This is a genomic window from Microcoleus sp. PH2017_35_SFW_U_B, from assembly GCF_020737865.1.
GTDB lineage: Bacteria > Cyanobacteriota > Cyanobacteriia > Cyanobacteriales > Microcoleaceae > Microcoleus.
Genome location: NZ_JAEQDE010000101.1, coordinates 1 through 20,492, shown reverse-complemented (window position 1 = coordinate 20,492; position 20,492 = coordinate 1). Strand labels below are relative to the sequence as shown.

Annotated in this window: 25 protein-coding genes and 1 pseudogene; 13 read left to right on the top strand and 13 right to left on the bottom strand. The window is 44.9% G+C overall.

Features of this window, described 5'->3' with window-relative positions:
- The first annotated feature begins 117 nt into the window (after positions 1–117).
- From JGK36_RS26490 to JGK36_RS26475, 4 genes are all read left to right on the top strand, one after another.
- On the top strand, positions 118–1,149 hold the full coding sequence (locus JGK36_RS26490) for an efflux RND transporter permease subunit (protein WP_293185719.1): 1,032 nt from the start codon (positions 118–120) through the stop codon (positions 1,147–1,149).
- Between the two features lie 25 nt (positions 1,150–1,174).
- Positions 1,175–2,818, top strand: a complete 1,644-nt coding sequence (locus JGK36_RS26485) for an efflux RND transporter permease subunit (protein WP_293193317.1) — start codon at positions 1,175–1,177, stop codon at positions 2,816–2,818.
- Between the two features lie 193 nt (positions 2,819–3,011).
- The gene (locus JGK36_RS26480; RefSeq protein WP_293193319.1) at positions 3,012–4,961 is read left to right on the top strand and encodes a long-chain fatty acid--CoA ligase; all 1,950 of its coding nucleotides are present in this window, start codon (positions 3,012–3,014) and stop codon (positions 4,959–4,961) included.
- A gap of 410 nt (positions 4,962–5,371) precedes the next feature.
- Positions 5,372–5,812: a YlqD family protein gene (locus tag JGK36_RS26475; RefSeq protein ID WP_293185715.1), complete on the top strand. Its 441-nt coding sequence runs from the start codon at positions 5,372–5,374 to the stop codon at positions 5,810–5,812.
- Here the strand turns inward: JGK36_RS26475 and JGK36_RS26470 are convergent.
- Complete coding sequence (locus tag JGK36_RS26470; protein WP_293185713.1) at positions 5,809–5,964, bottom strand: hypothetical protein; 156 nt, start codon at positions 5,962–5,964, stop codon at positions 5,809–5,811. The genes JGK36_RS26475 and JGK36_RS26470 overlap by 4 nt on opposite strands.
- A gap of 20 nt (positions 5,965–5,984) precedes the next feature.
- Here JGK36_RS26470 and JGK36_RS26465 point away from each other — a divergent pair, with 20 nt between their 5' ends.
- Entirely contained in the window at positions 5,985–7,271 is a 1,287-nt protein-coding gene (locus JGK36_RS26465; RefSeq protein WP_293198586.1) for a dihydrolipoamide acetyltransferase family protein, read from the top strand.
- Positions 7,272–7,444: 173 nt separating this feature from the next.
- On the opposite strand, the gene JGK36_RS26460 is transcribed toward JGK36_RS26465, so the two are convergent.
- The gene (locus JGK36_RS26460; RefSeq protein WP_293185709.1) at positions 7,445–7,891 is read right to left on the bottom strand and encodes a DUF5958 family protein; all 447 of its coding nucleotides are present in this window, start codon (positions 7,889–7,891) and stop codon (positions 7,445–7,447) included.
- A 17-nt stretch (positions 7,892–7,908) separates the two neighbouring features.
- Entirely contained in the window at positions 7,909–8,139 is a 231-nt protein-coding gene (locus JGK36_RS26455; protein ID WP_293185708.1) for a hypothetical protein, read from the bottom strand.
- Between the two features lie 63 nt (positions 8,140–8,202).
- Between JGK36_RS26455 and JGK36_RS26450 the strand changes: the two genes are divergently transcribed.
- Positions 8,203–8,463, top strand: coding sequence for a hypothetical protein (locus JGK36_RS26450; protein ID WP_293185706.1), 261 nt, complete (start codon positions 8,203–8,205; stop codon positions 8,461–8,463).
- An 84-nt stretch (positions 8,464–8,547) separates the two neighbouring features.
- On the opposite strand, the gene JGK36_RS26445 is transcribed toward JGK36_RS26450, so the two are convergent.
- Together JGK36_RS26445 and JGK36_RS26440 are read right to left on the bottom strand one after the other, a co-directional pair.
- Positions 8,548–9,096 (bottom strand): hypothetical protein, encoded by a 549-nt coding sequence (locus JGK36_RS26445; protein WP_293185704.1) that lies wholly within the window; start codon positions 9,094–9,096, stop codon positions 8,548–8,550.
- A gap of 31 nt (positions 9,097–9,127) precedes the next feature.
- Positions 9,128–9,709 (bottom strand): Imm30 family immunity protein, encoded by a 582-nt coding sequence (locus JGK36_RS26440; RefSeq protein WP_293185702.1) that lies wholly within the window; start codon positions 9,707–9,709, stop codon positions 9,128–9,130.
- 3 nt (positions 9,710–9,712) lie between these two features.
- Here JGK36_RS26440 and JGK36_RS26435 point away from each other — a divergent pair, with 3 nt between their 5' ends.
- On the top strand, positions 9,713–9,862 hold the full coding sequence (locus tag JGK36_RS26435; RefSeq protein WP_293185701.1) for a hypothetical protein: 150 nt from the start codon (positions 9,713–9,715) through the stop codon (positions 9,860–9,862).
- On the opposite strand, the gene JGK36_RS26430 is transcribed toward JGK36_RS26435, so the two are convergent.
- Positions 9,863–10,270 carry a hypothetical protein gene (locus tag JGK36_RS26430; RefSeq protein WP_293185699.1) on the bottom strand — a complete coding sequence of 136 codons (408 nt, stop codon included), beginning with the start codon at positions 10,268–10,270 and terminating at the stop codon, positions 9,863–9,865.
- Positions 10,254–10,850 (bottom strand): hypothetical protein, encoded by a 597-nt coding sequence (locus JGK36_RS26425; RefSeq protein WP_293185698.1) that lies wholly within the window; start codon positions 10,848–10,850, stop codon positions 10,254–10,256. Before JGK36_RS26425 ends, JGK36_RS26430 begins: the two co-directional genes overlap by 17 nt.
- A 324-nt stretch (positions 10,851–11,174) precedes the next feature.
- Between JGK36_RS26425 and JGK36_RS26420 the strand changes: the two genes are divergently transcribed.
- From JGK36_RS26420 to JGK36_RS33980, 3 genes and pseudogenes are all read left to right on the top strand, one after another.
- Positions 11,175–11,702 carry a helix-turn-helix domain-containing protein gene (locus tag JGK36_RS26420; RefSeq protein WP_293185697.1) on the top strand — a complete coding sequence of 176 codons (528 nt, stop codon included), beginning with the start codon at positions 11,175–11,177 and terminating at the stop codon, positions 11,700–11,702.
- Between the two features lie 164 nt (positions 11,703–11,866).
- Positions 11,867–12,001, top strand: coding sequence for a hypothetical protein (locus tag JGK36_RS26415; protein WP_293185695.1), 135 nt, complete (start codon positions 11,867–11,869; stop codon positions 11,999–12,001).
- Positions 12,002–12,070 (top strand): annotated as a pseudogene (locus JGK36_RS33980) (DUF433 domain-containing protein); the annotation flags it as partial.
- Positions 12,071–12,092: 22 nt separating this feature from the next.
- On the opposite strand, the gene JGK36_RS26410 reads toward JGK36_RS33980, so the two are convergent.
- Positions 12,093–12,266 carry a hypothetical protein gene (locus JGK36_RS26410; protein ID WP_293185694.1) on the bottom strand — a complete coding sequence of 58 codons (174 nt, stop codon included), beginning with the start codon at positions 12,264–12,266 and terminating at the stop codon, positions 12,093–12,095.
- A 29-nt stretch (positions 12,267–12,295) separates the two neighbouring features.
- Between JGK36_RS26410 and JGK36_RS26405 the strand changes: the two genes are divergently transcribed.
- Both JGK36_RS26405 and JGK36_RS26400 read left to right on the top strand, forming a co-directional pair.
- The gene (locus tag JGK36_RS26405; protein WP_293185722.1) at positions 12,296–12,577 is read left to right on the top strand and encodes a DUF5615 family PIN-like protein; all 282 of its coding nucleotides are present in this window, start codon (positions 12,296–12,298) and stop codon (positions 12,575–12,577) included.
- A gap of 71 nt (positions 12,578–12,648) precedes the next feature.
- Positions 12,649–13,026, top strand: coding sequence for a hypothetical protein (locus JGK36_RS26400; protein WP_293185693.1), 378 nt, complete (start codon positions 12,649–12,651; stop codon positions 13,024–13,026).
- Between the two features lie 217 nt (positions 13,027–13,243).
- On the opposite strand, the gene JGK36_RS26395 is transcribed toward JGK36_RS26400, so the two are convergent.
- Positions 13,244–13,804 (bottom strand): Uma2 family endonuclease, encoded by a 561-nt coding sequence (locus JGK36_RS26395; protein ID WP_293185689.1) that lies wholly within the window; start codon positions 13,802–13,804, stop codon positions 13,244–13,246.
- A 95-nt stretch (positions 13,805–13,899) separates the two neighbouring features.
- Positions 13,900–15,336, bottom strand: coding sequence for a DUF3370 domain-containing protein (locus JGK36_RS26390; protein WP_293198593.1), 1,437 nt, complete (start codon positions 15,334–15,336; stop codon positions 13,900–13,902).
- A gap of 149 nt (positions 15,337–15,485) precedes the next feature.
- Between JGK36_RS26390 and surE the strand changes: the two genes are divergently transcribed.
- A complete protein-coding gene (surE, locus tag JGK36_RS26385; protein ID WP_293198588.1) occupies positions 15,486–16,163 on the top strand; it encodes a 5'/3'-nucleotidase SurE in 678 nt (225 codons plus the stop codon).
- A gap of 594 nt (positions 16,164–16,757) precedes the next feature.
- On the opposite strand, the gene JGK36_RS26380 is transcribed toward surE, so the two are convergent.
- From JGK36_RS26380 to JGK36_RS26370, 3 genes are all read right to left on the bottom strand, one after another.
- Positions 16,758–16,880, bottom strand: coding sequence for a hypothetical protein (locus JGK36_RS26380; protein WP_293157680.1), 123 nt, complete (start codon positions 16,878–16,880; stop codon positions 16,758–16,760).
- 361 nt (positions 16,881–17,241) lie between these two features.
- Complete coding sequence (locus JGK36_RS26375) at positions 17,242–18,456, bottom strand: FAD-dependent oxidoreductase (RefSeq protein WP_293185685.1); 1,215 nt, start codon at positions 18,454–18,456, stop codon at positions 17,242–17,244.
- 310 nt (positions 18,457–18,766) lie between these two features.
- Positions 18,767–20,299, bottom strand: coding sequence for an NAD(P)/FAD-dependent oxidoreductase (locus tag JGK36_RS26370; RefSeq protein WP_293198591.1), 1,533 nt, complete (start codon positions 20,297–20,299; stop codon positions 18,767–18,769).
- Between the last annotated feature and the right edge of the window lie 193 nt (positions 20,300–20,492).

Genomic DNA, 20,492 nt, shown 5'->3' with positions numbered 1-20,492 from the left:
CGCAACTACGTACCTAAGAGCGCTGAAGCGCAACTACGTACCTAAGAGCGCTGAAGCGCAACTACGTACCTAAGAGCGCTGAAGCGCAACTACGTACCTTTAGAAATTACCAAATTTATGTTTGCAGATTTCTTTATCAAACGACCTGTCTTTGCTAGTGTCTGCGCCTTAATTATCATTTTAGTAGGCGCAATCAGCATCCCCACACTGCCGATCGAACGCTTCCCTGACATCAGCCCCACCCAAATTAGCGTCACGGCTAACTATAGTGGGGCGAGTGCCGAAATTGTCGAAAATGCCGTTACGAATATCCTAGAGAGGCAAATCAACGGCGTAGAAGGGCTAAAATATCTAACTTCTAGCAGCAGTAATGACGGCACTAGCACTATTACTGCAACTTTCGATCCGTCGCGCAACAAAGATATTGCCGCTGTCGATGTCCAAAATCGAGTGTCAGTCGCTCAACCCCAACTCCCAGATGCCGTACAGCGCACGGGAGTGAGAGTTACCAAACAATCTACCAGTCTCTTGCTGGCGATCGGCTTATTTACCGAAAATAAAGAATACGACACCACATTTTTAAGCAACTACGCTGACTTGTATTTGGCAGATGCTTTAAAGCGGATCAAAGGTGTTGGCGATGTGCGAATTTTTGGGGAACGCCGCTATGCCATGCGCCTGTGGATCGACCCCAATAAGTTAGCAGCTCGCGGTTTGACAATGCAAGATATAACCAGGGCGCTTAACGAACAAAACTTACAAGTTGGTGCTGGGAGAGTTGGTCAAGAACCCGCTCCCGACGGGCAAATGTATCAAATTGATTTACGGGCTAAAAGCCGTCTGCAAGAACCAGCAGAATTTGAAGAAATTGTCCTTAAAACTGATGGAAATGGCACTGTAGTTAAGTTAAAAGAAGTCGGCAGAGCGGAATTAGGAGCCGAAAATTACAGCTCTTTCCTGCGATTTCGGGGCAATGATGCGGTGGGTTTGGGAATTTATCAATTGCCGGGAAGCAATGCTTTGAATGTGGCTCATGCTGTTAAAGCAGAAATGGAAAAACTCGCAACAAGTTTTCCTCCTGGGTTGATACATCGAGTCGCGCTTGATACGACTTTAGAAGTTTGGAGGCCCGCTAGGTTGGGTGTTTGACCGGGTAAATAGGGTTCTTGATTGGATGCAGCGGCAATATCGGAAATCTTTGATATTTCTCACGGGAATTAAAACCATTGTCACGTTCGTATTCATAGCCTCTCTGGGAGTCACAGCTTGGCTTTATCTATCAGTACCCACGGCATTTATCCCAGAGGAAGATCAGGGCTATTTTCTGACAATTATTCAAGGCCCCCAAGGAGTTTCGCTGCAATATACTCGCAAAGTGATGGATGAAGTTGAACAAGAAATTCTGAAACTTCCTGAGGTTGTAGGGACTTTCTCTGTGGGTGGCTTTGGTTTTAGCGGCAGCACTTCTAACCAGGGTATTATCTTTACTACGCTTAAATCCTGGAGCGAGCGTCACGGAGAAGCTCAAAGCGTACAAGCGATTATTGGTAAGTTGCGGGGTCAGCTTTCGGCAATTCCAGAAGCAAGAATTTTCCCGGTGAATCCGCCCGCAATTCAAGGTTTAGGTCAATTTGGAGGCTTCCAATTTCAACTTCAAGATCGCAAAGGAAACAGCGGTTTAGATGCTCTGGTTCAGGCGATGGGTGGGATTTTGAAGCAGGCGAATCAGACGCCGGGATTGCAAGCGGTTTTTAGTACGTTTGCTGCGAATACGCCTCAGTTAGTTGTGGAAGTTGACCGCAATCGGGCTAAGGCTTTGGATATTTCTATTAGTGATATTTTCAGTACGCTACAAACGGCTCTGGGTTCGCAGTATGTAAACGATTTTACTCTCCAGCAGCGCAATTATCGGGTGTACGTGCAAGCAGATAAACAGTTCCGTGCTAATCCTGAAGATATTGGTAAATTGTATGTCCGCTCTGCAAAGAATGAAATGATTTCTTTGAGCAATTTGGTGAAGCTAACTCCGGTGGTGGGAACCCAAACTGTCAACCACTACAATTTATTTAGGTCAATTGAAATTAATGGCTCTCCCGCTCCGGGTGCGAGTTCTGGACAGGCGATTAAATCGATGGAAAAGGTGTCGGCTCAAGTTTTACCGTCTGGTTTTGGCTATGAATGGTCGGGGACTTCTTTGGAAGAAATTGAGTCGGGGGGTCAAGCGCCGATTATTTTTGGTTTGGGGCTGGTTTTTGTGTTCTTGGTTTTGGCTGCTCAGTACGAAAATTATGTGGATCCTTTTATTATTTTGCTGGCGGTTCCTCTGGCGATTTTAGGTGCGCTTTTGGCTCAGTCTTTGCGGGGTTTGGCGAATGATGTTTATTGCCAAATTGGTTTGGTGATGTTGATTGGATTGTCGAGTAAAAATGCGATTTTAATCGTGGAGTTTGCTAACCAGTTGCGGGAGCGGGGATATTCAATTGCTAAGGCAGCAGTTGAGGCGGCTCAAGAGCGTTTGCGACCGATTTTGATGACTTCTTTGGCGTTTGTTTTGGGGATTCTGCCTCTGGTTAATCCCGAAGGTGCAGGTGCAGCCAGTCGCCGATCGCTCGGGAATGCGATCGCGGGCGGGATGGTTGTTTCTACTTTCTTGAGTTTGTTTATGGTGCCGGTGCTGTATGTGGTGATTGTCTCGGCTCGCGATCGCTTTAGCAAACGCGATCGCCCGGAACATCCGCCCCATGATGATGACACAAGTTTGGATGGAAAAACGGCTCCCGGCGAGGAGGTTGAGGGCGATCGAGTAGCACCGTTGTAACCGCCCGATCTTCTAAGGTACGTAGTTGCGCTTCAGCGCTCTTTATATGAAAGAGCACCCAAGCGCAACTACATACCTTAAAATTAACTTCTAGAAAAGTCTTCTTTGGGCAGAAGGCTATGATGCAGGGGGGCTAGAGATGCTAAATTCGCATCAAATAGTTCGATCGCCCACAACTCACAAAAAATACTCTATGAACCGCCCCGCACCTGACAGTTCCTCCCAAATGAGCGAGATTGAACTCGCCAACCTCAGCCGCACGATCGATTACAGTTCCATTCGATCGATACCTGAAATTTGGGCGATCGTCAAACAGCGATTTCCCCAAACCGTCGCCCTCCACGATCCCCACAGCAAACCCGAAATTAAACTCACCTATACCGACCTCTACCAACAAATCCAGCAATTCGCCAGCGGATTGCAGGCCCTCGGCATCAATGCAAACCCAGCAGAAATAATCCCTCCCCGCGTCGCCCTCTTCGCCGACAACAGCCCCCGCTGGCTGATAGCCGATCAAGGTATCATGACCGCTGGGGCCGCCAACGCCGTGCGAGGCGCCACCGCCGACCCCGAAGAACTCCTCTACATCATCCAAGACAGCGGCAGTACCGCTTTAGTAGTCGAAAACCTGGCCTTACTCAAAAAACTGCAAGCCCGCCTCCCCGATTTGCCGATCGAACTTATCGTCCTCCTCTCCGACGAAGAACCAGAAACCAGCCTCACCCTAACCACAGTCAAATTTTCCCAAGTCATGGCCACAGGCGCTAACCGCCCCTTCAAACCCGCCAACCACAACCACCAAACCCTCGCCACCCTCCTCTACACCAGCGGCACCACAGGCAAACCCAAAGGTGTCATGCTGACTCACGGGAACCTGCTGCACCAACTCACCACCTTCGGCACAATTTTGCAACCCGAACCGGGCGAATCAGCCCTCAGCATCCTGCCCAGTTGGCACGCTTACGAACGCACAGTCGAATACTTCCTGCTTTCCCAAGGATGCACGCAAATTTACACCAATATTCGCTATTTCAAACAAGACTTTAAAACTTGCAAACCCCAGTACATGGTGAGCGTTCCGCGCATCTGGGAATCGATTTACGAGGCAGTACAAAAGCAATTTAGGGAACAGCCACCCAACAAACAAAAATTGGTTAATTTTCTGTTATCTGCCAGCCAGCAATACATTGAAGCCCGCCGCATTTTCCAAGGATTAACTCTCAGTTTGAAACCTGCTTCTGCTTCGGAAAAACTGATCGCCCGGATCAAAAGTATTCTGTTGTCTCCCGTACACGCGATCGCCGAAAAACTGGTTTATCAAAAAGTCCGGGAAGCTACGGGAGGGCGTTTTAAGTGGGCAATTAGCGGCGGAGGTTCTTTGGCCGCGCATTTAGATAACTTCTTTGAAATCGCGAATATCGGTTTGTTGGTGGGATACGGTTTAACTGAAACATCTCCGGTTTTGACAGTCCGCCGCCCTTGGCACAATCTTAAAGGTTCTGCCGGACAGCCGATCGCCCATACTGAAATTAAGATAGTTGACCCGGAAACCAGACAGCAACTGCCCACAGGCCAGCGCGGTTTAGTATTGGGACGCGGGCCGCAAATCATGCAGGGCTACTATCTCAATCCCCAAGCTACCGCGAAAGCCATTGACTCCGAAGGCTGGTTTGACACCGGCGATTTGGGTTGGCTGACACCGGGCAATGACTTAGTTTTGACCGGGCGCGCCAAAGATACGATCGTCCTCAGCAACGGCGAAAATATCGAACCGCAGCCGATCGAAGATGCCTGCGTCCGCAGCCCCTACATCGACCAAATTATGGTAGTAGGTCAAGACCAAAAATCGATCGGCGCCTTAATTGTCCCCAATTCAGAAGCCGTGCAGAAATGGGCAGAAACTCAGAATCCGCCAATACACGAAATTGACTGGAATAGCAAGAAAATTCAAGACTTATTCCGTCAAGAATTGAACCGGGAGGTGCAAAATCGCCCCGGATACCGCGCGGACGATCGCATTGGCCCGTTCCGGTTGATTCAGGAGCCATTTTCGATGGAAAATGGAATGTTGACTCAGACCCTGAAAATTAAGCGCCCGGTTGTGACGGAACACTACCGCGATATGATTGACGGGATGTTTTGAAATATTCGCAGGACTTGGGGAATGGAGAAGAAAAAATTATCCCTACACCCAAGTCCCGATTGGTGTCAACTTAAGCCTCAAAACCTTTGTATCTCTCGTTTATTTGTATCTCTCGTTTATAGGAGAGGCCAGATCCCCCTAAATCCCCCTTAAGAAGGGGGACTTTGAGAAGATTCTTATCCCCCCCTTAAGAAGGGGGGCTAGGGGGGATCTGGCCTGAATCGCCAGACAGAAGACTGATAATAGGTTTGACGTTCAGTTGACACCAACACCCGAGTCCCGAGTCCGAGTCCTGAGTCATTAGGAAATGTCTACCAACTATTGACTAATGACTGATGACTGTTGTTCGCGAGCGGGGACGCTCGCACTTCTGACTAATGCCTAATTCCCAATTGACAAGCAACAAATTTATGGAACCACAATTACTCTTGAAGCGATCGATTAACGTAAAAGTCGTCGTTACTCCCCGCTGGAAAGAAGAAGCTCAACAGCAACTCCAAGCCCAAATCAATCAAATAGATTCTCAGCTACAACAGCTAGAAATGCAAGGGCAGCGGATGGTTTCAGAAATCCAAAAGCAAAGCCTGCAACCCCCCGGCCCGCAAGTAATGCAGCAAATAGAAAACATTCAAGTGCAGGTGAATCAAAGAAAGAGCGAACTGCTAGAACAGAAAAACCAAAACCTGCAACAGCTTCAGCAAGTGCAGGTGCTAGACCTCGAACAAGAAGTGAGTCAAGGTCAAATTGACGGCACGTTCACCGTCGGGGTGGGAGAAAACTTGATTCAAAAAATGCAAATAGAAGTTCTGCTCCGCGACGGCATTGTCGAAGAAATTCGAGGTGATATTTAGAACTTAGAAATTGGTGATTGGTAATTGATAATTGGTAATTGGTAGGTAATTTTGAGTTGATAGCCGCACATCTTCGGACTAGAGGCTGGCATAATAATAACTATTGCCGATCGCCAATTATCAATTCCCAAATACCGATCGCCAATTACCAACTCACAAGGAATTTTTACAGATGATTCGCGAAGTTTTCATGCCAGCCCTAAGCTCTACCATGACAGAGGGCAAAATTGTTTCCTGGGTCAAATCCGCTGGGGACAAAGTAGAAAAGGGCGAAACGGTAGTCGTAGTTGAATCTGACAAAGCCGACATGGATGTCGAGTCTTTCTACGAAGGCTATCTAGCAATAATTATTGTACCAGCAGGCGAAGTTGCTCCGGTCGGAGCTGCGATCGCCCTAGTCGCAGAAACAGAAGCCGAAATCGCCGCCGCCCAGAAACAAGGAGCCGGCGCCCCCGCAGCCGCAGCCCCAGCAGCCGCAGCCCCCGTTCCTGTCGCAGCTACAGCATCAGTGGGTTTGCAGCAAAACGTCAGCCGCCAAAACGGCCGCAGCATCGTCTCTCCCCGCGCTCGCAAATTAGCCAAAGAGTTTAAAGTAGATTTAAATTCAATCAAAGGCAGCGGCCCCAACGGTCGGATTGTTGCAGAAGATGTGGAAGCAGCAGCCGGTAAAGCCCAACCAGCTCCGGTTCAGCAACCAGTAACAGTCCCCGCAGCACCCGCACCCGCAGCACCCGCACCCGCAGCAGCCAAACCCGCACCCGCACCAGTCCCAGCGGTAGCGCTTTCCGGTAACAGAGTACCGATGAATGCGCTGCAAAATGCGGTGGTTCGCAATATGGAAGCAAGTTTGAGCGTGCCTTGTTTCCGCGTCGGCTATACAATTACTACTGACAATCTCGACAAACTCTACAAACAAATTAAGTCAAAAGGCGTCACGATGACGGCTATGCTGGCAAAAGCAGTAGCGGTAACTTTACAAAAACATCCTCTGCTGAATGCTTGTTATGTGGAGTCGGGAATTCAACACCGTGCTGATATTAATGTGGCGGTAGCGGTGGCGATGGACGGCGGCGGTTTGATTACGCCGGTGTTGCAAAATGCCGATCGCCTGGACATATATTCTCTCTCCCGCAGTTGGAAGGATTTAGTCGATCGCGCCCGCGCCAAACAGCTAAAACCCGACGAATACAGCACGGGAACTTTTACTCTTTCCAATTTGGGAATGTATGGAGTAGATAAGTTTGACGCGATTTTGCCGCCGAATCAAGGCTCGATTTTGGCGATCGGCTCTTCGCGCCCCCAAGTCGTAGCTAACGAGGAAGGCTTGATGGGAGTGAAGCGGCAAATGCAAGTTAATATTACTTGCGATCACCGAGTTATTTACGGTGCTGACGCTGCGTCTTTCTTGCAGGATTTAGCGAAATTGATCGAGACAAATCCTCAATCTTTGACACTTTAATTAGTTAACTGTTGACGGTTGACTGTTGACTGTTGATAGTTGATATCGTTTCCGGTAGCATCCGAATTATTAGCCAAAATGAGGAGACGGCAGTGCCGTGTCCCTACCAATAATATTGTAGGGATACGGCAATGCCGTCTCCTCTATATCATTTCGATGCAACCGAATTGATATCAAACAAGAATACTTTGTTCAAACTCGCACCGAATTTCATCTACAACTTTGCGATCGCTCAAATCACGATGCCACCAGTGGCTACAGCCATCTTGACAATATTTATCGTACCTGCGGGCATCAGCAATTGCTAATAAACTGATTAACAGAAAAAAGGTTTTGATAGATTCTGAGGCTGGCAGTTTCAAAAGCTTTGTGATTTGTTCTTTTAATCGCCCTTTGCTCAGCAATACGCAAGGGGTGTAAGTTGCACGAAGTTTTGATTTAGTAATAGCTAGGAAAACATCTTCTTCTCGCGCCCCTGCTTGGATGGTCATGTAGGATAGCCGCTGCAATATTTCCTGCTGGCCTTCGGTTGGGAAGCTTAAGAACCAGTTTTTTGCATCTTCTTGGCTAATTAATTGTTGTTGAATTTGATTGATTATAATTTCATCGGTTAGATTCATTAAATAAAATTTTAGTTTCAGCCATCTGTTGATTTGAGTTTGCCGGATGCTTTTGCTTGGTCGATCGCATCTTGAATCAGAAGGTAGACAAAGTTGGAGATCGATCGCTTTTCGATATCGCACAACTTTTCTAATTCCTTTTTAGCCTGTGTTGGCAAAACCACTGAAATCCGCTCGCTGTCGCTCATGCCTTGCAATCTGTTAGAAGTTTCTCCTATTGTGCCACCTCCTCCGTCCAGCTCGTGCATCCACAGTCAGTTGTGTGCTTATCTATGCACACTTACGCTTACTTTGTGTTATTTTTATGGGTAATGTCAGAAGCCAGCGCATCCACCGACCAAGTTTCTGCGCTGGCTCTGGCTCCGTTTAGCAATGGAGACTCCTCTATTATGAAATACGAAGGATACCTGAAGCCGTGGGCAGTGGCTCGCTTGCTTCCGAGCTTGCAATGGGCGATCGTTGGTCGCTATCGCAGCCGATCGGATGCGGAGGGACATCTTCAGTTGTTTCGGCAACGAGTGCCCAACATCCGATTTGAAGTGGTGTTTGATTTACCGCATCCTCAAGGATAATTTTCTTGAGAAACGGTGTTCGATTGACTGACAGTTCACTTTGGGGCGATCGCACTTTTGGAGATTAAGGGCGATCGCACTTAATTAACAAATAGCCGAAGCAGGCGCAATTTCGCGGAGTGGCATCAGGAATTCTTGCTTTTCTTCGGGGGTGATATAGCCGCCATTTAGAGCCATTTCCATGAGTTGTTCAACAAATCCCTTTAACTCTGTGATAACTTGATTTTTATTCAGTTCCAATTGTTGATTTCTGGATTTTAGCGTAAACTGATTTGGAGATAAATATCCAAATTCTTTGAAATTACAACTAATTTTATCGTTGGTTAAGGGCTGCAATTCAAAAGTAAGGCACACACTTTCAACAAATTCTATTTTGATGGGTTTGCCTTGAGATAACTCACTGAGTTTTTTGGGGAGTTCATCTTCTAGGAGCATACATATATCGGGGTCTAAAAAAAGTTTGATTTTTTGTTCACCGATTTCTATTGAAACTGGGCGATCGCATTCAAAGCAAAATAGTTTCAGCCCTAATTCAAAATGCGAAAGTTCTCCTAATGAGTCATCTGGTGCATCAGCATATTTTTCGCCATTAGGTTCTTCTAGGTGGATTGTAAAATTGCTATAGTTATTCATCTTCATCGCTCCTATCTAATGGCGAGAGGCTTTATTTGATTGGTTTAATTTCGGCTATTGGTCGATCGTCTTGCAAGAGTACCAATATATTACCCTCTTGGATGAGTTTAATAAAGCTCGACAGATCCCTCTGAATTTCATCAATATTAATGTCGATCGCAGTTGCGCCGGAAATAACTGACTCAGCATGGGAAGATAAAGGAGGGGATTCATTAGCAACTATTTCGCGCAGCAAATGCGTACATAAATCCCGATTTTGAGAATGGGTAGAATGTAACATCTCGCCATATAAACTCCGGGCTAAATCCTGATTGAGAATTCCATAAAGTAGAATCATTGTCCATTCTTTAGCATTCACAATCATTCTGTCTATGCTATCAATAAACGCCTGCAACTGGTCTTTTAGCTCAAAAGACTCCAGAAAATGAATGAGACCATACATGACTTCATGTTGTTCGCATCTGTCATCTAAAACTAGATAAAGTGTTGGCAAATATTCGCTGTTAGGATGTAGGGCAAGTTCGGCTAAAGCGAAGTCAAAATTCATTGCTTCTTCATCAGAGCGGATGAATTTATTAGCATTTAATGTTTCTATTAATTGAGTAACGTTCATCTTATGTCTCCCACTTTATCAAAAGTACCCGACCATGCCAGTGAAAAAGGGTTCGCTATTTTAATTAAATCATGGAAGATTGCTTTTGGTGAATGGGAGGCGATCGCTCTTTGGGAAATGGGAGGCGATCGCCCGCCTTTTGGGGCAAAGTGATTAACTTGGTTCTTTAAAAGCTTCTAAACCCGCACGCAATACACTTGCTACAGGATGATTGATCGCTTGCATTAATGCCTCAACACTCATCGCTTGAATTAAACTAACTACTCGCTGTTCTAAAGTAGGGTCGCTTTTTATTTGTTTTATAGCCTCTTCTGCTACAACTGCTTTTTCGCTCAGAGTCTCCGTTGGGTAATTTTGTGCCAGTTGCTCTAGCAATTTCTGAATTTCTGCTGCTGCTTCAGCTAGATTTTGCTTTTGTTCAGGTGAGTAATTGTGGATAGTACCACCTACTTGCTGAGAATTTATATTCTGAGAGTAGCCAACACCTATTGATGCTTGACTTTGATTGATTTTGGGTTCTGACATAATATCTCCGTAGCCATAGCTAATTATTGTTTTCATTATATATCTTACCACCTACTTGCCGAACACTAATGCTCCCAGAGTATCCAATACCAATTGAGGAGCCACTTTGGTCAACATTGATAGAATTGTCTTCTATATTAATTACGTAAGTTTTTTCTTCATTGCTATCTAAAATTTTATATAATTCTGAAACTACTTCTTCTAATAATTTTTCACTGGTGATATTTTTACCACTGGTGAGTAAAAGATTTGCTTTATCTCCTGAAATGAAAGATACTTCAATCAAATACTGGGTTGTGATTACTTTGATTGTTTTGGGTATAAAAAAATTATAACCTAAAGCCAGTATAATCATTGTGACAATTACTATTAGCCATATTCTTTCGCTTTCTTTTATTAAGAAGAATAATGCTGCCACATACATACAAATCAAAACCTCAAATGGCACTCCTTTTTTATTTCTTGTTGTCTCAGTAATTTGAGCTTCAGTGACTCTAAAACCGGTAATGTTACGAATTAAATAAACAGCATTTCCCAATCTCACTGCTTTTTTGCTGAAGTATAGTTTAGAGCCTGTGAGTAAAGGAGTGACCCCTTGATTCTGAGACGAAGCCATAATTTCAATCTTTCAATCTGCTTATCAACCCCAAGAAGAGATGCTACAGCCTCTTGTTTATATATCAGGGGCTAATCCACAAAATTATGCAAAAACCCAGAAAATAAATTAAAAAAATTACCAGCAGCACCCGAAACTAGAGTCAAACCCAGAAAATTACCAAAATTCAGCCCTACTCCCCTGTCGGGTCGCTAACTGCCATCAGTAATAACTCAAAAGCCCTGCCACAAACTTTTTGACTTGTAAATTGCACCATGTACAGTTGAGCTTTCAAGTATAGTAAGCTAAATAACACTGGTTGCAAACTGATATACATCAGGAATTATGTTAGAATCGCATCAGGAAATTTACACACACCAATCTATGGCATCCACAAACGATCGCTTCGTCGAAGCAGAAAGCCGCTGGGATCTCAAAACTCTGTACGCAGACTTGGCCGCCGTTAAGGGAAAGCCTCTCACCCCCGTAGAAAAGCTGCACCTGCGGGGGTTGCTTTGTGGCAATAGTCCCGCTGAAATTGCGGAAAAGCTGCAAAAAAATCCCAAAGGTGTGGAAACTGACCTGTGTGCCACTATTTATAGATACGTTAAAGGCTTTGTGGGTAAAGGGATTGAAAAGATCGAAAATTGGAGAAATATTGCTGAATGGCTTGAGGATGCTGGATATAAAACTCAGTCATCTGCTAAATTCGCAACTAAAGATTTATTACCTGAAAATTGTATTGTTAATGTAAGCAATATAACTATTGATAAAAATCAAATAGTAATTGTTTTCAAGGTACAAATACCGACTTCACCAGATTCTGAAATCTCAATAGAAAATCTAGACATCAACGATAACAACGCTAACTAAAGTTTAGCCACTATTCAACTGATTGGTAGGGTGAAGCGACTAAAATCAGGAAGGGCGATCGCGCTTTTACCCGATCTCGCAGGGCGATCGCACATTGCGTTTCTCAAATAAGGGCGATCGTATTTCTATTGTGCTACGATTCAATCAGATTTTGGCGATCGATTATGACCATCAAAGAACAACTTCTCCAAACCATTGAAACACTGCCTGATGACTTGCTCGCAGCAACCTTGAAATTCGTCCAAACCCTTCAGCATCCCATTCACAAAACTCCCGGAATTTGTGGCGGTGCAGCGTGAATTCGCGATACCCGCATTCCTGTCTGGACGATTGTTGCTTATCAACAACAGGGCGCAACTGAAGCGGAACTTCTCTATAATTATCCAGGACTCACCCTTCAAGATATACAAGCGGTGACGAACTATTACGATCGCAATCGAGAAGAAATCGAGCTGTGGCTTGCTGAAAATAAGTAACTAAAAATGCTAAAGTTTTACTCAAATGAAAACTTCCCGATCGCAATGGTTGATTTACTGCGATCGCGTGGCTATGATGTTTTGACATCCTAGGGCGCCGGACAAGCCAATCAAAAAATTCCAGATGATGAAGTCTTGATGTACGCAATAAATGTAGGGCGCGCAGTCATTACAGAAAATCGTCAAGATTTTATCAATCTCCACTCTACAACCTCAAATCACCCAGGAATTATAATTTGTAAAGCCGATCGAGATTATGCAGGTAAAGTGCAGGTACTCCACGACTTTTTAACTCAAGATACACAGCCGATGGACAATCGTCTGCTTCGGGTAATGAAACAAAATCTTAAAGCTAGCCAACAGACATTTATACTTCAGGAATACCCAAAATCTTCTTAATAATCATTATAATTATAATTCCCGTCGTCTATTGTGCTACGATTCAATGAGAGCGTCAGTAACTAAAAAAAATGGCAACAATTACCCTTCAAATTCCCGACGAATTGGCTCAACGTCTAGAACCTTTGCAAAATCGATTGCCAGAATTGCTTTGGCAAATTCTAGAATTAACGAAGAATCCCACAACTATCGAGCCGGAAATCAACACTCATAGTGGCGATATTCCCGCAGTTTATCAAGAAGTTCTTGATTTTTTGATAAAGAGTCCAATTCCACAAGAGATTGTTAATTTCAAGGTTTCACAACAGGCTCAGATACGCCTACAAATTTTGCTTGACAAAAACCGCGAATCGATACTAAATCCAATGGAAATAGAAGAATTAGATGTTTGCGAGCAGCTAGAACATCTGATAATTTTACTAAAAGCAAGAGCCTATTCAGAGATTTGATAAATGACTCCTACTTCCATATCGATAAACAAGGCTAAGAACAACGCTATTTAAATTATGAGAATTATCAGAGGCGATCGGGATTTAGAAGCTTTTTTTGAAGAGGATAGAGAATAGGTTCGGACATTCACAATTATAATGGATTTGCTCGATACTATTTTAGATTTTGGCGATAGACAATCTAGATGTACGATAGCTTATCTACTTCTATATCGCTCTAACCCAAAATAAAATCAACGCTTACTTCAAACTCAGGAAAAGCTAGCGGCGCAACCATTTCTCCCCGCTCAAACTTTTGCATTGAAGTATAGCCATTTGCCGTCGGACAACGGTAAACTTCTAAACAATTCACCTCAAGATCCCACAACCATACTTCTTGAATACCAGAACGAGCATAGTTAGGAACTTTCACATTGCGATCGAAATCAACAGTGCTATCAGAAACCTCAACTAACAACAAAACTTCAGATGGTACTGGATGTGCAGTAGCGTAGTAGTCAGCGCGAGGTTGTAGCAATACAATATCCGGTTGAGGTTCTGTACGCTCACTTAACTGAATTGGGTTTTGAACATCCAAAATAGCACTTTCTTCTGGAAGTTGGCGAAACTGTCGGATCAGTCGCCGTACACAAGTTGCATGACGAGTACCAATTGCAGCCATTTGAACGATCTCTCCTTCTATCAATTCTACTCGGTCATCTTCACCCAAAATGCCAGCCTCACCCATTAGGTGATATTCTTGCACTGTAAATAGCCGTCTTTGCATTTGAACAGACATAACTATTCTCCTTATTCGGCAGTTGTATAAACTTTATCATTATTGCCAGTAAGCTTCAACCTACTGGCCGATCGCCCTAACTCAATCACCATCAACTAATTACTCGATCGCACAGTCAGAACCTGCGGCGGCGTCGCATCCGGCGGATACAAGAAATCCACCTGCACCAAACGGCGTTCCCCCGGCTTCATATTCACATTCACCAAAGCTTCCCCCTGCTGTCCCCGGCGCTGCACAATGTGAATGTAGCGCGTCAAAGTCTTCCCCGTATCATCATTAAACATCACCCGCAGCGTACCTCGAAAAAATATCCGATTTTCCGGAGGATCGTAAAACGTAAGTCCGGCCGATTCTTTATTTGCTTTAATCGGTGTTTGCATTCTAATGCTGACAGATTGGGACTCGCGAGATTTGTTGTAAAGCGGAAAAGTTAAATTGTATTGAATTCCGTAATTACCGTGAGCAAAATAAGCAGTATCTGGATAGCGAGCTAACATTTTAGCGCTTTGAATTTGACCAGTCCCAAAAGTACCCGTATCAGTAGTGCTCAAAGCATAGGAAAATGATTCGCCGCGCTTGGGAACGGTTAAATAATCGGTTCTCGAATTGTCAGTAATTTGAGCTTTCCACTCGGAACCTTCAGCGACTCCGGCAACGCGCCCGTAAATTTTTTGCAGTGGATTTTCGCCTCTGGGAGTTGGTGCTAAATCTCTCGGCCCAGCTAAACCTTTCGTGTTTAAAATATTTTCCCACTGTTCTAAAGTCGGATATTGCTCGACTCCTTCTTTAGTTTGAGGAGCAAACATCGCTAAACTAGCAACATAAACCGAATTGCTGCTCGACACTCGCATTAAAGTCGATCGCCCGTTAGAAGCAGGCGTCACAGTCCCCACAGGTATCGGCAAATTCATCAGCATTCGGCTCTGATTGCCCGGAATCTCGATGGAAGCCGGCAAAATGGCTTGTCTGTGCCCCCGCAGCACATCGCTGGTGATGCGGCTGCCAGGCCCCGCAAACACAGTGCCAAATCGATTTTCTAAATACGACGGCAAATCGACAAACAAAGCATCCGGGCGAGTTAAATAAGTCGCTCCTTGCAGGATATTTAAAGTAACAGGTTCCGAGTTGGGATTGTGGACAATTATGCCTTGAAATAAGGTGCGAGTTTCGGCACGATTTTTAGCTTTGGCGATGTGGTGGGCGAAGATGTCAAATCGGCCTTTGAAGGCAAAGTTTAAGTGTGCAGAAGGTACTTGTTTGGCTTCCTCGGGAAATGTGGAGAGCAAAATGCCTTCGGTTTGTACAACTTCCGGGCTGTTACTGTTGAAAACGGGGATGCTGTCGAGTTTTCCCGGCAAAACGCGCACTTGCTGGGGCACCGTCACAGTTTTCAGCGGGGCGGTTGTCTGCGGTTGTGGTGGTAAATCCAGTTCGTTTTCCGGTAGCGGGACTTCTCGCTGAATTTGGATGACTTGTTGACTCGGAGGTTTCGGGATTGCTTGAGCTAAGGGTAGAATTGGTAACAAAAACATAGCTGTGAGCGCGTTTAACTGAACTTGCAAATTGCTTTGACGCAAAGCAATCGACACAAAACTTTACCACAACTATGTTGACATTTCCTTGAGTTTGGGAATTTTAGGTCAATTTTTGCGGATATAGTCAAATTTAGGACAAATTTTCAATGACGATAATTTTAACCAACGACGACGGCATTGATGCTCCGGGGATTCAGGCACTTTTGCAGGCTGTAGAGGGCAAGACAATTATGGTGGCCCCTCAAGGGCAACTTTCGGGCTGCGGGCATCAGGTGACTGCTCACAGTCCGATTCATGTCGATCGGCGATCGTCCGTCGAGTATGCTGTAGGAGGAACACCCGCAGACTGCGTGCGGATTGCTCTCAATCACGTTTGTCCAAAACCGGATTTGGTACTTTCCGGGATTAACGCCGGCGGCAATTTGGGCGTTGACGTGTACATTTCAGGTACAGTTGCTGCGGTGCGGGAAGCAGCTATGCACGGTATTCCTGGCATCGCAATTTCCCATAGAATTAAAAGGCCGCTGGAAATTGACTGGGATGTCGCGACTCGCTGGACATCGCGGGTGTTGGCCGATTTGCTGAATCGCGAACCAAAGCCGGGGTGTTTCTGGAATGTGAATTTTCCGCATTTAGCGCCGGGAAGTGCGGAACCGGAAATTGTGTTTTGCAAGCCTTCAACTCAGCCGCTGCCTGTGGTTTACCGCCAAGAGGGAGAATACTTTTATTATGTGGGAGAGTATGGAAATCGCGATCGAGCGCCGGGGACTGATGTTGAGGTGTGTTTTGGCGGTAATATTGCTGTGACTGAGATATCTCTGTGAGGGATTAGGTAGGGTGGTTTTATTCTCATACCAAAAGTATCGCTCAAAGGTCGGCTCGCCCTTGCCCCAAGGTATGTAGTTGCGCTTCAGCGCTCTTAGCTCATATTAGGAAATAGCGCTTTCATCGCAACTACGTACTTCAGATGAAAGGTTCTTAGCTTATATTAGGGAAAAGCGCTTTCATCGCAACTACGTACCTCAGATGAAAGCGTTCTTAGCTTATACTATAAAGAGCGCTGAAGCGCAACTACGTACCTAAGATGAATGGTTCTTAGCTTATATTAGGAAATAGCGCTTTCATCGCAACTATGTACTTCAGATTAAAGGTTCTTAGCTTATATTAGGAAATAGGTCTGAAGCGCAACTACGTACCTAAATTGTATGACGACAATAAAACCGCCCATATAGCCTAAATATAATATCCTATGGCTAAATTACCATGATAAACCCATCTGATGATTGCGAGCATTCTCTGCGGATATGATTTAATAATAAACCCGTTTTCAGATGAGCCGAAAACGGGATATTTAAATAGGTTGAAACTTGAGAGGAATGACAATCAAACAAAATTAATCGCCATCCCGAGAATGGCAGCTATCTCTCCTTCTGACCGTCCCTGCTACCAAAATTTTTATTGTCATCCTTCGGCTTAGCAACACCATCAGGTTGTTTTTTTGGCTTTTTGACTTCTTTGTTGCTTTTTCTTTCTTTTGACATAATCATTCCTCAATTTTGACTCAAAAAACATCGATAGAAACCTCTGCCTAACTGCAAGTAAAAGGAGTTGCCCGACAGACAGGTGCGATATCGTGTTCGGTCAATTAGCCTTAATAGAATAAGTTTGTAGTCAGGACTTAATTCTTCAGCATTTTCTGAGGACTTAACCCACTACAAACTTATTTTACAGTGTTTTCAGCGGACACGAGTTTACTTGCTGTTAGTATCGTATCATCTTTGGTAGATTATAAACTATGTTTTGCACTCCTAGCATCTACTCTTAGGCATATCCATAAATTCCTCATGTGTAGAATGTCGGAAATTACTTTATTTCCTAGAGTTTGTAGCATCAACGTTCCACTCACCCGATTAATTTCGCGACTCGCAAAGCAGAGGTAATCGCTCCTTCGTGCAAGCCATCTCCCAAATAAGCTCCCGCATGATAGGTATGATTCTCGCCATTAGTCTCGATAATTTCATCTCGATATCGGAAAGACTCCACTGTATATAATGGTGTGTGATGTTTCTGAATGTGAATAATTTGCTCTTTTGCAATCAATTCATCCAGATGAAAAGCTAAACTGTACTCTCGCGGCGATGTGATGCCGCAAAGCTGATTCAAGCTTGCATTGTAGCCCCATCCCTTGTCCGTCTCGAAAAAATCGAATTCCGATAACTTGCGAATACCGTAGCGATCGTACATCGAAGTATCCGAATGCAGCACAGTCGTGGCATAATTGGGTTTCCAGGCCGCAAACCGCTTCGTTTCCGCCTCCGTCGGGTCAGCCAACAGCCTCATCACTTGGTCTGGCGGCATCGCAAACACCACCTTATCAAATTCCTGAGTCTCCCCATTTGCCAGCACAATTTTTACAGCACCAGCACTTCTGAAAATCTTAGCAATCTCCACATTCAGCAGGATATCACCCTTATACCGCTCCAGAATCTTTTCAATGTAAGAATAGACCCCCCCTTTAATCCTCACCCAATTCACCGAAGCATATTCGCGCAGCACCGGCATCGCCAATTCCGCTGGAAAATCGTCGAGCAATTCAAACGGTATCGAGTAGCTGTACATCGTCAGCAACTTCAGCCAATCATTGCGGACGCACGACTTTTTTAAACTATGAGAAAGTGGCATATCGTAGAAATCGTGCTGTTTGGCAAACCGCATTTTTAGCAGAAATCCAGCCGAACGAGCATAGAGACTGTCGAGTTGCAAATACTCAATCAAGCGTTGCATTCCCGTAAAATTTTTTTGAATAGCAACCGCTGACAAAAAGTGACCGCCATCTTTAAAAAATAGCGATGAACCAATCTGCACGGGTTCTAATTCAACGCCTAGCTCCTGCATTAAAGCCGCGAAATTGTAAAACACAGTGGGAAATTCCAGCACCCCATTTTCTAATATTTCATTGCACTCAGATTGATTGGGCAAAACATTTTTATTGAGCGTCCGAATGTGTCCGCCTAAAATCGGCTGACTTTCCAACACAGTGACGTGGTGTCCCTGTTTGTTGAGCCAGTAGGCTGTAGCCATACCGCTAGCTCCGCCCCCAACAATTGCAATTCTCATGGTTCTCTCCTAAATTGATAGAGTGGAACATTAATCATCGAATGCTTAAGAGCTTAAAAAAAGAAGGTATGTAGTTGCGCTTCAGCGCTCTTTATAAATATTAGGAAAGAGCGCTGAAGCGCAACTACGTACCTAATTCGTCTGACGACAATAAACCGCCCTACCTAACTCCTCTTAATAAGGGGGGGGACTAGAAGCTGTTTCTAGTTTTCTGGCTGGTTGGATGTAATGCCCTTTTTATTTCTTAGTCTGCGGAGGTAGACTTCGTTTCACAACTAGCGATTTCCATCGCCGAGTAACGAATTTCTCCTCACCCTAAAATCGCATCGCCGGACAAACGTTGATAAAGCAGCGCCCCCGTCCAAAATGTCGGTGCAAAGCCTGGATAGCCCGAGGATGCGTTGCAGAAATAGAAATTGTTGAGGGATGTTTCGTGATTTAGCCGATCGACTCCCATGTTTTTTGGCGTCAGGGTAGAACCGTAGGAATTGCCGTTGGGACACCAGCAAAAGCGCTCGTTAGTGGTAGGACTTCCGGTAATATGAAAAATCATGTGTTTGCGGAAATCGGGAACATAGTGTTTTTCAACTACGTCTAAAATTGAGTCGAGAATCTCTTGTTTTTTCTGCCTGTAAGCTTTGCGGTCGGTCTCCCAAAGTTGTTTAAAATAACTGTAGTTTGCCACAGTCAGAAATTCTACAATTTGACAATCTTCGGGACAATCCCGCCGCGCTTCGGTGAGTAAAGTCGGCGTTGTAATCGCAAAACTCGGACGAGAAAAATCATTTTTGTCATACATTTGAGCAAAAGCTTCATTCAGATCCAAATGTTCGGAATGAAACGTATTCCACTTGCCAAATCCGTAGTCTCGCAGGTCGATATCTTTGACAACGCAGTACACCATGTAATTGGATGCAGAATACTCATAGTCGAGTTTCCGCCGCACTGTTTTTGAGAACAGTTCCTCACCAATCATCTTGGCTGCTCTTTTGGGGTCGAGGTTGCAAATCACCGTGTCGCCCGTGAATTCATGGGTTTGATGCGTTGTCAAATCCATCGCTTCAACTCCCGTGACAGTTCTATCTGTCAGCCGGAAATTCGTGACTTCATGGTTTAGTAAAACTTTCCCGCCGTTGGATTCAATGACTTTAACTAAAGAATTGATGACATCTTCAAAATGCTGCGTCGGATAAAATGCACCTTCTTGATAGCCTCGAAACAAAGCAATCCAAGCATAGAAAGACAACTGGTTAGGAGGTAGCAAAAAGTCCGGCCATTGCAGGGCTAATAAAGTTTGGGCGCCTTGGGGGAGTTGGAATTTATCAAAAACATCCTGAAGCGTGCTATTGAGGTGTTGGACGGCGCAGAATACGTCACCGAAATTTTTGAGCAATTCAATTGGTTTGACGGGAGGAGCGAGTTTTCTGAGTCCTTCGCCAGTTTTTTCGACTTCGTTGACGAATTTGCGAATTCTCTCGCCCGCTTCGGGAAACAGCGCCGACAATCGCCGGATCAATTCCTCTGCTTCCGAGGGAATATCGAGGGCGTACCCAGGCATTCTCATGTGGTCGAAGCCATTCGGATCGTAGCGCTCAAAGGTGACATCGCGATCGAGATTGAGTTTTTTGAGGACTCGATCGACTGTATGTCCTTCGCCGCAGTCCCAAACGTAGTGGAATTGGGCATTAAACGTGTATTTTTTGGCCATTGTAAAGGTGTGGCCAAAGCCTCCGGGATGCTCGTGAGCTTCCAGGATGTGCACGATTTTGCCGGAGTTGGCCATCAAGGCTCCAAAAACCAATGCTGATAAACCACTACCGACGATGAGGTAATCTGTTTTCATGGGATATTTCCTCGATCGATTGAATCGGGCGATCGTTCTATTTTTAGGCTAACGCTCAATTCTGAGGAAATTCTGAAGATGATTTCTTATAGCCCCCCGGCGATTGGAAATCGCGGCTACACAAACGATGTCCACCTCCGTGGACGAAGAAGGTATTCGGAGATGGAAAATTATCAAATAAAATCTTTAACCC

Excerpts from the sequence above, each read along its gene's own strand:
- JGK36_RS26380 (WP_293157680.1), bottom strand. The coding sequence starts at position 16,880 with ATGTCAAAAGAAAGAAAAAGCAACAAAGAAGTCAAAAAGCCAAAAAAA.
- JGK36_RS26465 (WP_293198586.1), top strand. The coding sequence starts at position 5,985 with ATGATTCGCGAAGTTTTCATGCCAGCCCTAAGCTCTACCATGACAGAG.
- JGK36_RS26415 (WP_293185695.1), top strand. The coding sequence starts at position 11,867 with ATGACCATCAAAGAACAACTTCTCCAAACCATTGAAACACTGCCTGAT.
- JGK36_RS26370 (WP_293198591.1), bottom strand. The coding sequence starts at position 20,299 with ATGAAAACAGATTACCTCATCGTCGGTAGTGGTTTATCAGCATTGGTT.
- JGK36_RS26390 (WP_293198593.1), bottom strand. The coding sequence starts at position 15,336 with ATGTTTTTGTTACCAATTCTACCCTTAGCTCAAGCAATCCCGAAACCT.
- JGK36_RS26460 (WP_293185709.1), bottom strand. The coding sequence starts at position 7,891 with ATGAATCTAACCGATGAAATTATAATCAATCAAATTCAACAACAATTA.
- JGK36_RS26450 (WP_293185706.1), top strand. The coding sequence starts at position 8,203 with ATGTCAGAAGCCAGCGCATCCACCGACCAAGTTTCTGCGCTGGCTCTG.
- JGK36_RS26435 (WP_293185701.1), top strand. The coding sequence starts at position 9,713 with ATGTCTCCCACTTTATCAAAAGTACCCGACCATGCCAGTGAAAAAGGG.
- JGK36_RS26475 (WP_293185715.1), top strand. The coding sequence starts at position 5,372 with ATGGAACCACAATTACTCTTGAAGCGATCGATTAACGTAAAAGTCGTC.
- JGK36_RS26485 (WP_293193317.1), top strand. The coding sequence starts at position 1,175 with ATGCAGCGGCAATATCGGAAATCTTTGATATTTCTCACGGGAATTAAA.
- JGK36_RS26490 (WP_293185719.1), top strand. The coding sequence starts at position 118 with ATGTTTGCAGATTTCTTTATCAAACGACCTGTCTTTGCTAGTGTCTGC.
- JGK36_RS26375 (WP_293185685.1), bottom strand. The coding sequence starts at position 18,456 with ATGAGAATTGCAATTGTTGGGGGCGGAGCTAGCGGTATGGCTACAGCC.
- JGK36_RS26445 (WP_293185704.1), bottom strand. The coding sequence starts at position 9,096 with ATGAATAACTATAGCAATTTTACAATCCACCTAGAAGAACCTAATGGC.
- surE (WP_293198588.1), top strand. The coding sequence starts at position 15,486 with ATGACGATAATTTTAACCAACGACGACGGCATTGATGCTCCGGGGATT.
- JGK36_RS26395 (WP_293185689.1), bottom strand. The coding sequence starts at position 13,804 with ATGTCTGTTCAAATGCAAAGACGGCTATTTACAGTGCAAGAATATCAC.
- JGK36_RS26455 (WP_293185708.1), bottom strand. The coding sequence starts at position 8,139 with ATGCACGAGCTGGACGGAGGAGGTGGCACAATAGGAGAAACTTCTAAC.
- JGK36_RS26425 (WP_293185698.1), bottom strand. The coding sequence starts at position 10,850 with ATGGCTTCGTCTCAGAATCAAGGGGTCACTCCTTTACTCACAGGCTCT.
- JGK36_RS26480 (WP_293193319.1), top strand. The coding sequence starts at position 3,012 with ATGAACCGCCCCGCACCTGACAGTTCCTCCCAAATGAGCGAGATTGAA.
- JGK36_RS26410 (WP_293185694.1), bottom strand. The coding sequence starts at position 12,266 with ATGTCAAAACATCATAGCCACGCGATCGCAGTAAATCAACCATTGCGA.
- JGK36_RS26440 (WP_293185702.1), bottom strand. The coding sequence starts at position 9,709 with ATGAACGTTACTCAATTAATAGAAACATTAAATGCTAATAAATTCATC.
- JGK36_RS26430 (WP_293185699.1), bottom strand. The coding sequence starts at position 10,270 with ATGAAAACAATAATTAGCTATGGCTACGGAGATATTATGTCAGAACCC.
- JGK36_RS26400 (WP_293185693.1), top strand. The coding sequence starts at position 12,649 with ATGGCAACAATTACCCTTCAAATTCCCGACGAATTGGCTCAACGTCTA.
- JGK36_RS26420 (WP_293185697.1), top strand. The coding sequence starts at position 11,175 with ATGTTAGAATCGCATCAGGAAATTTACACACACCAATCTATGGCATCC.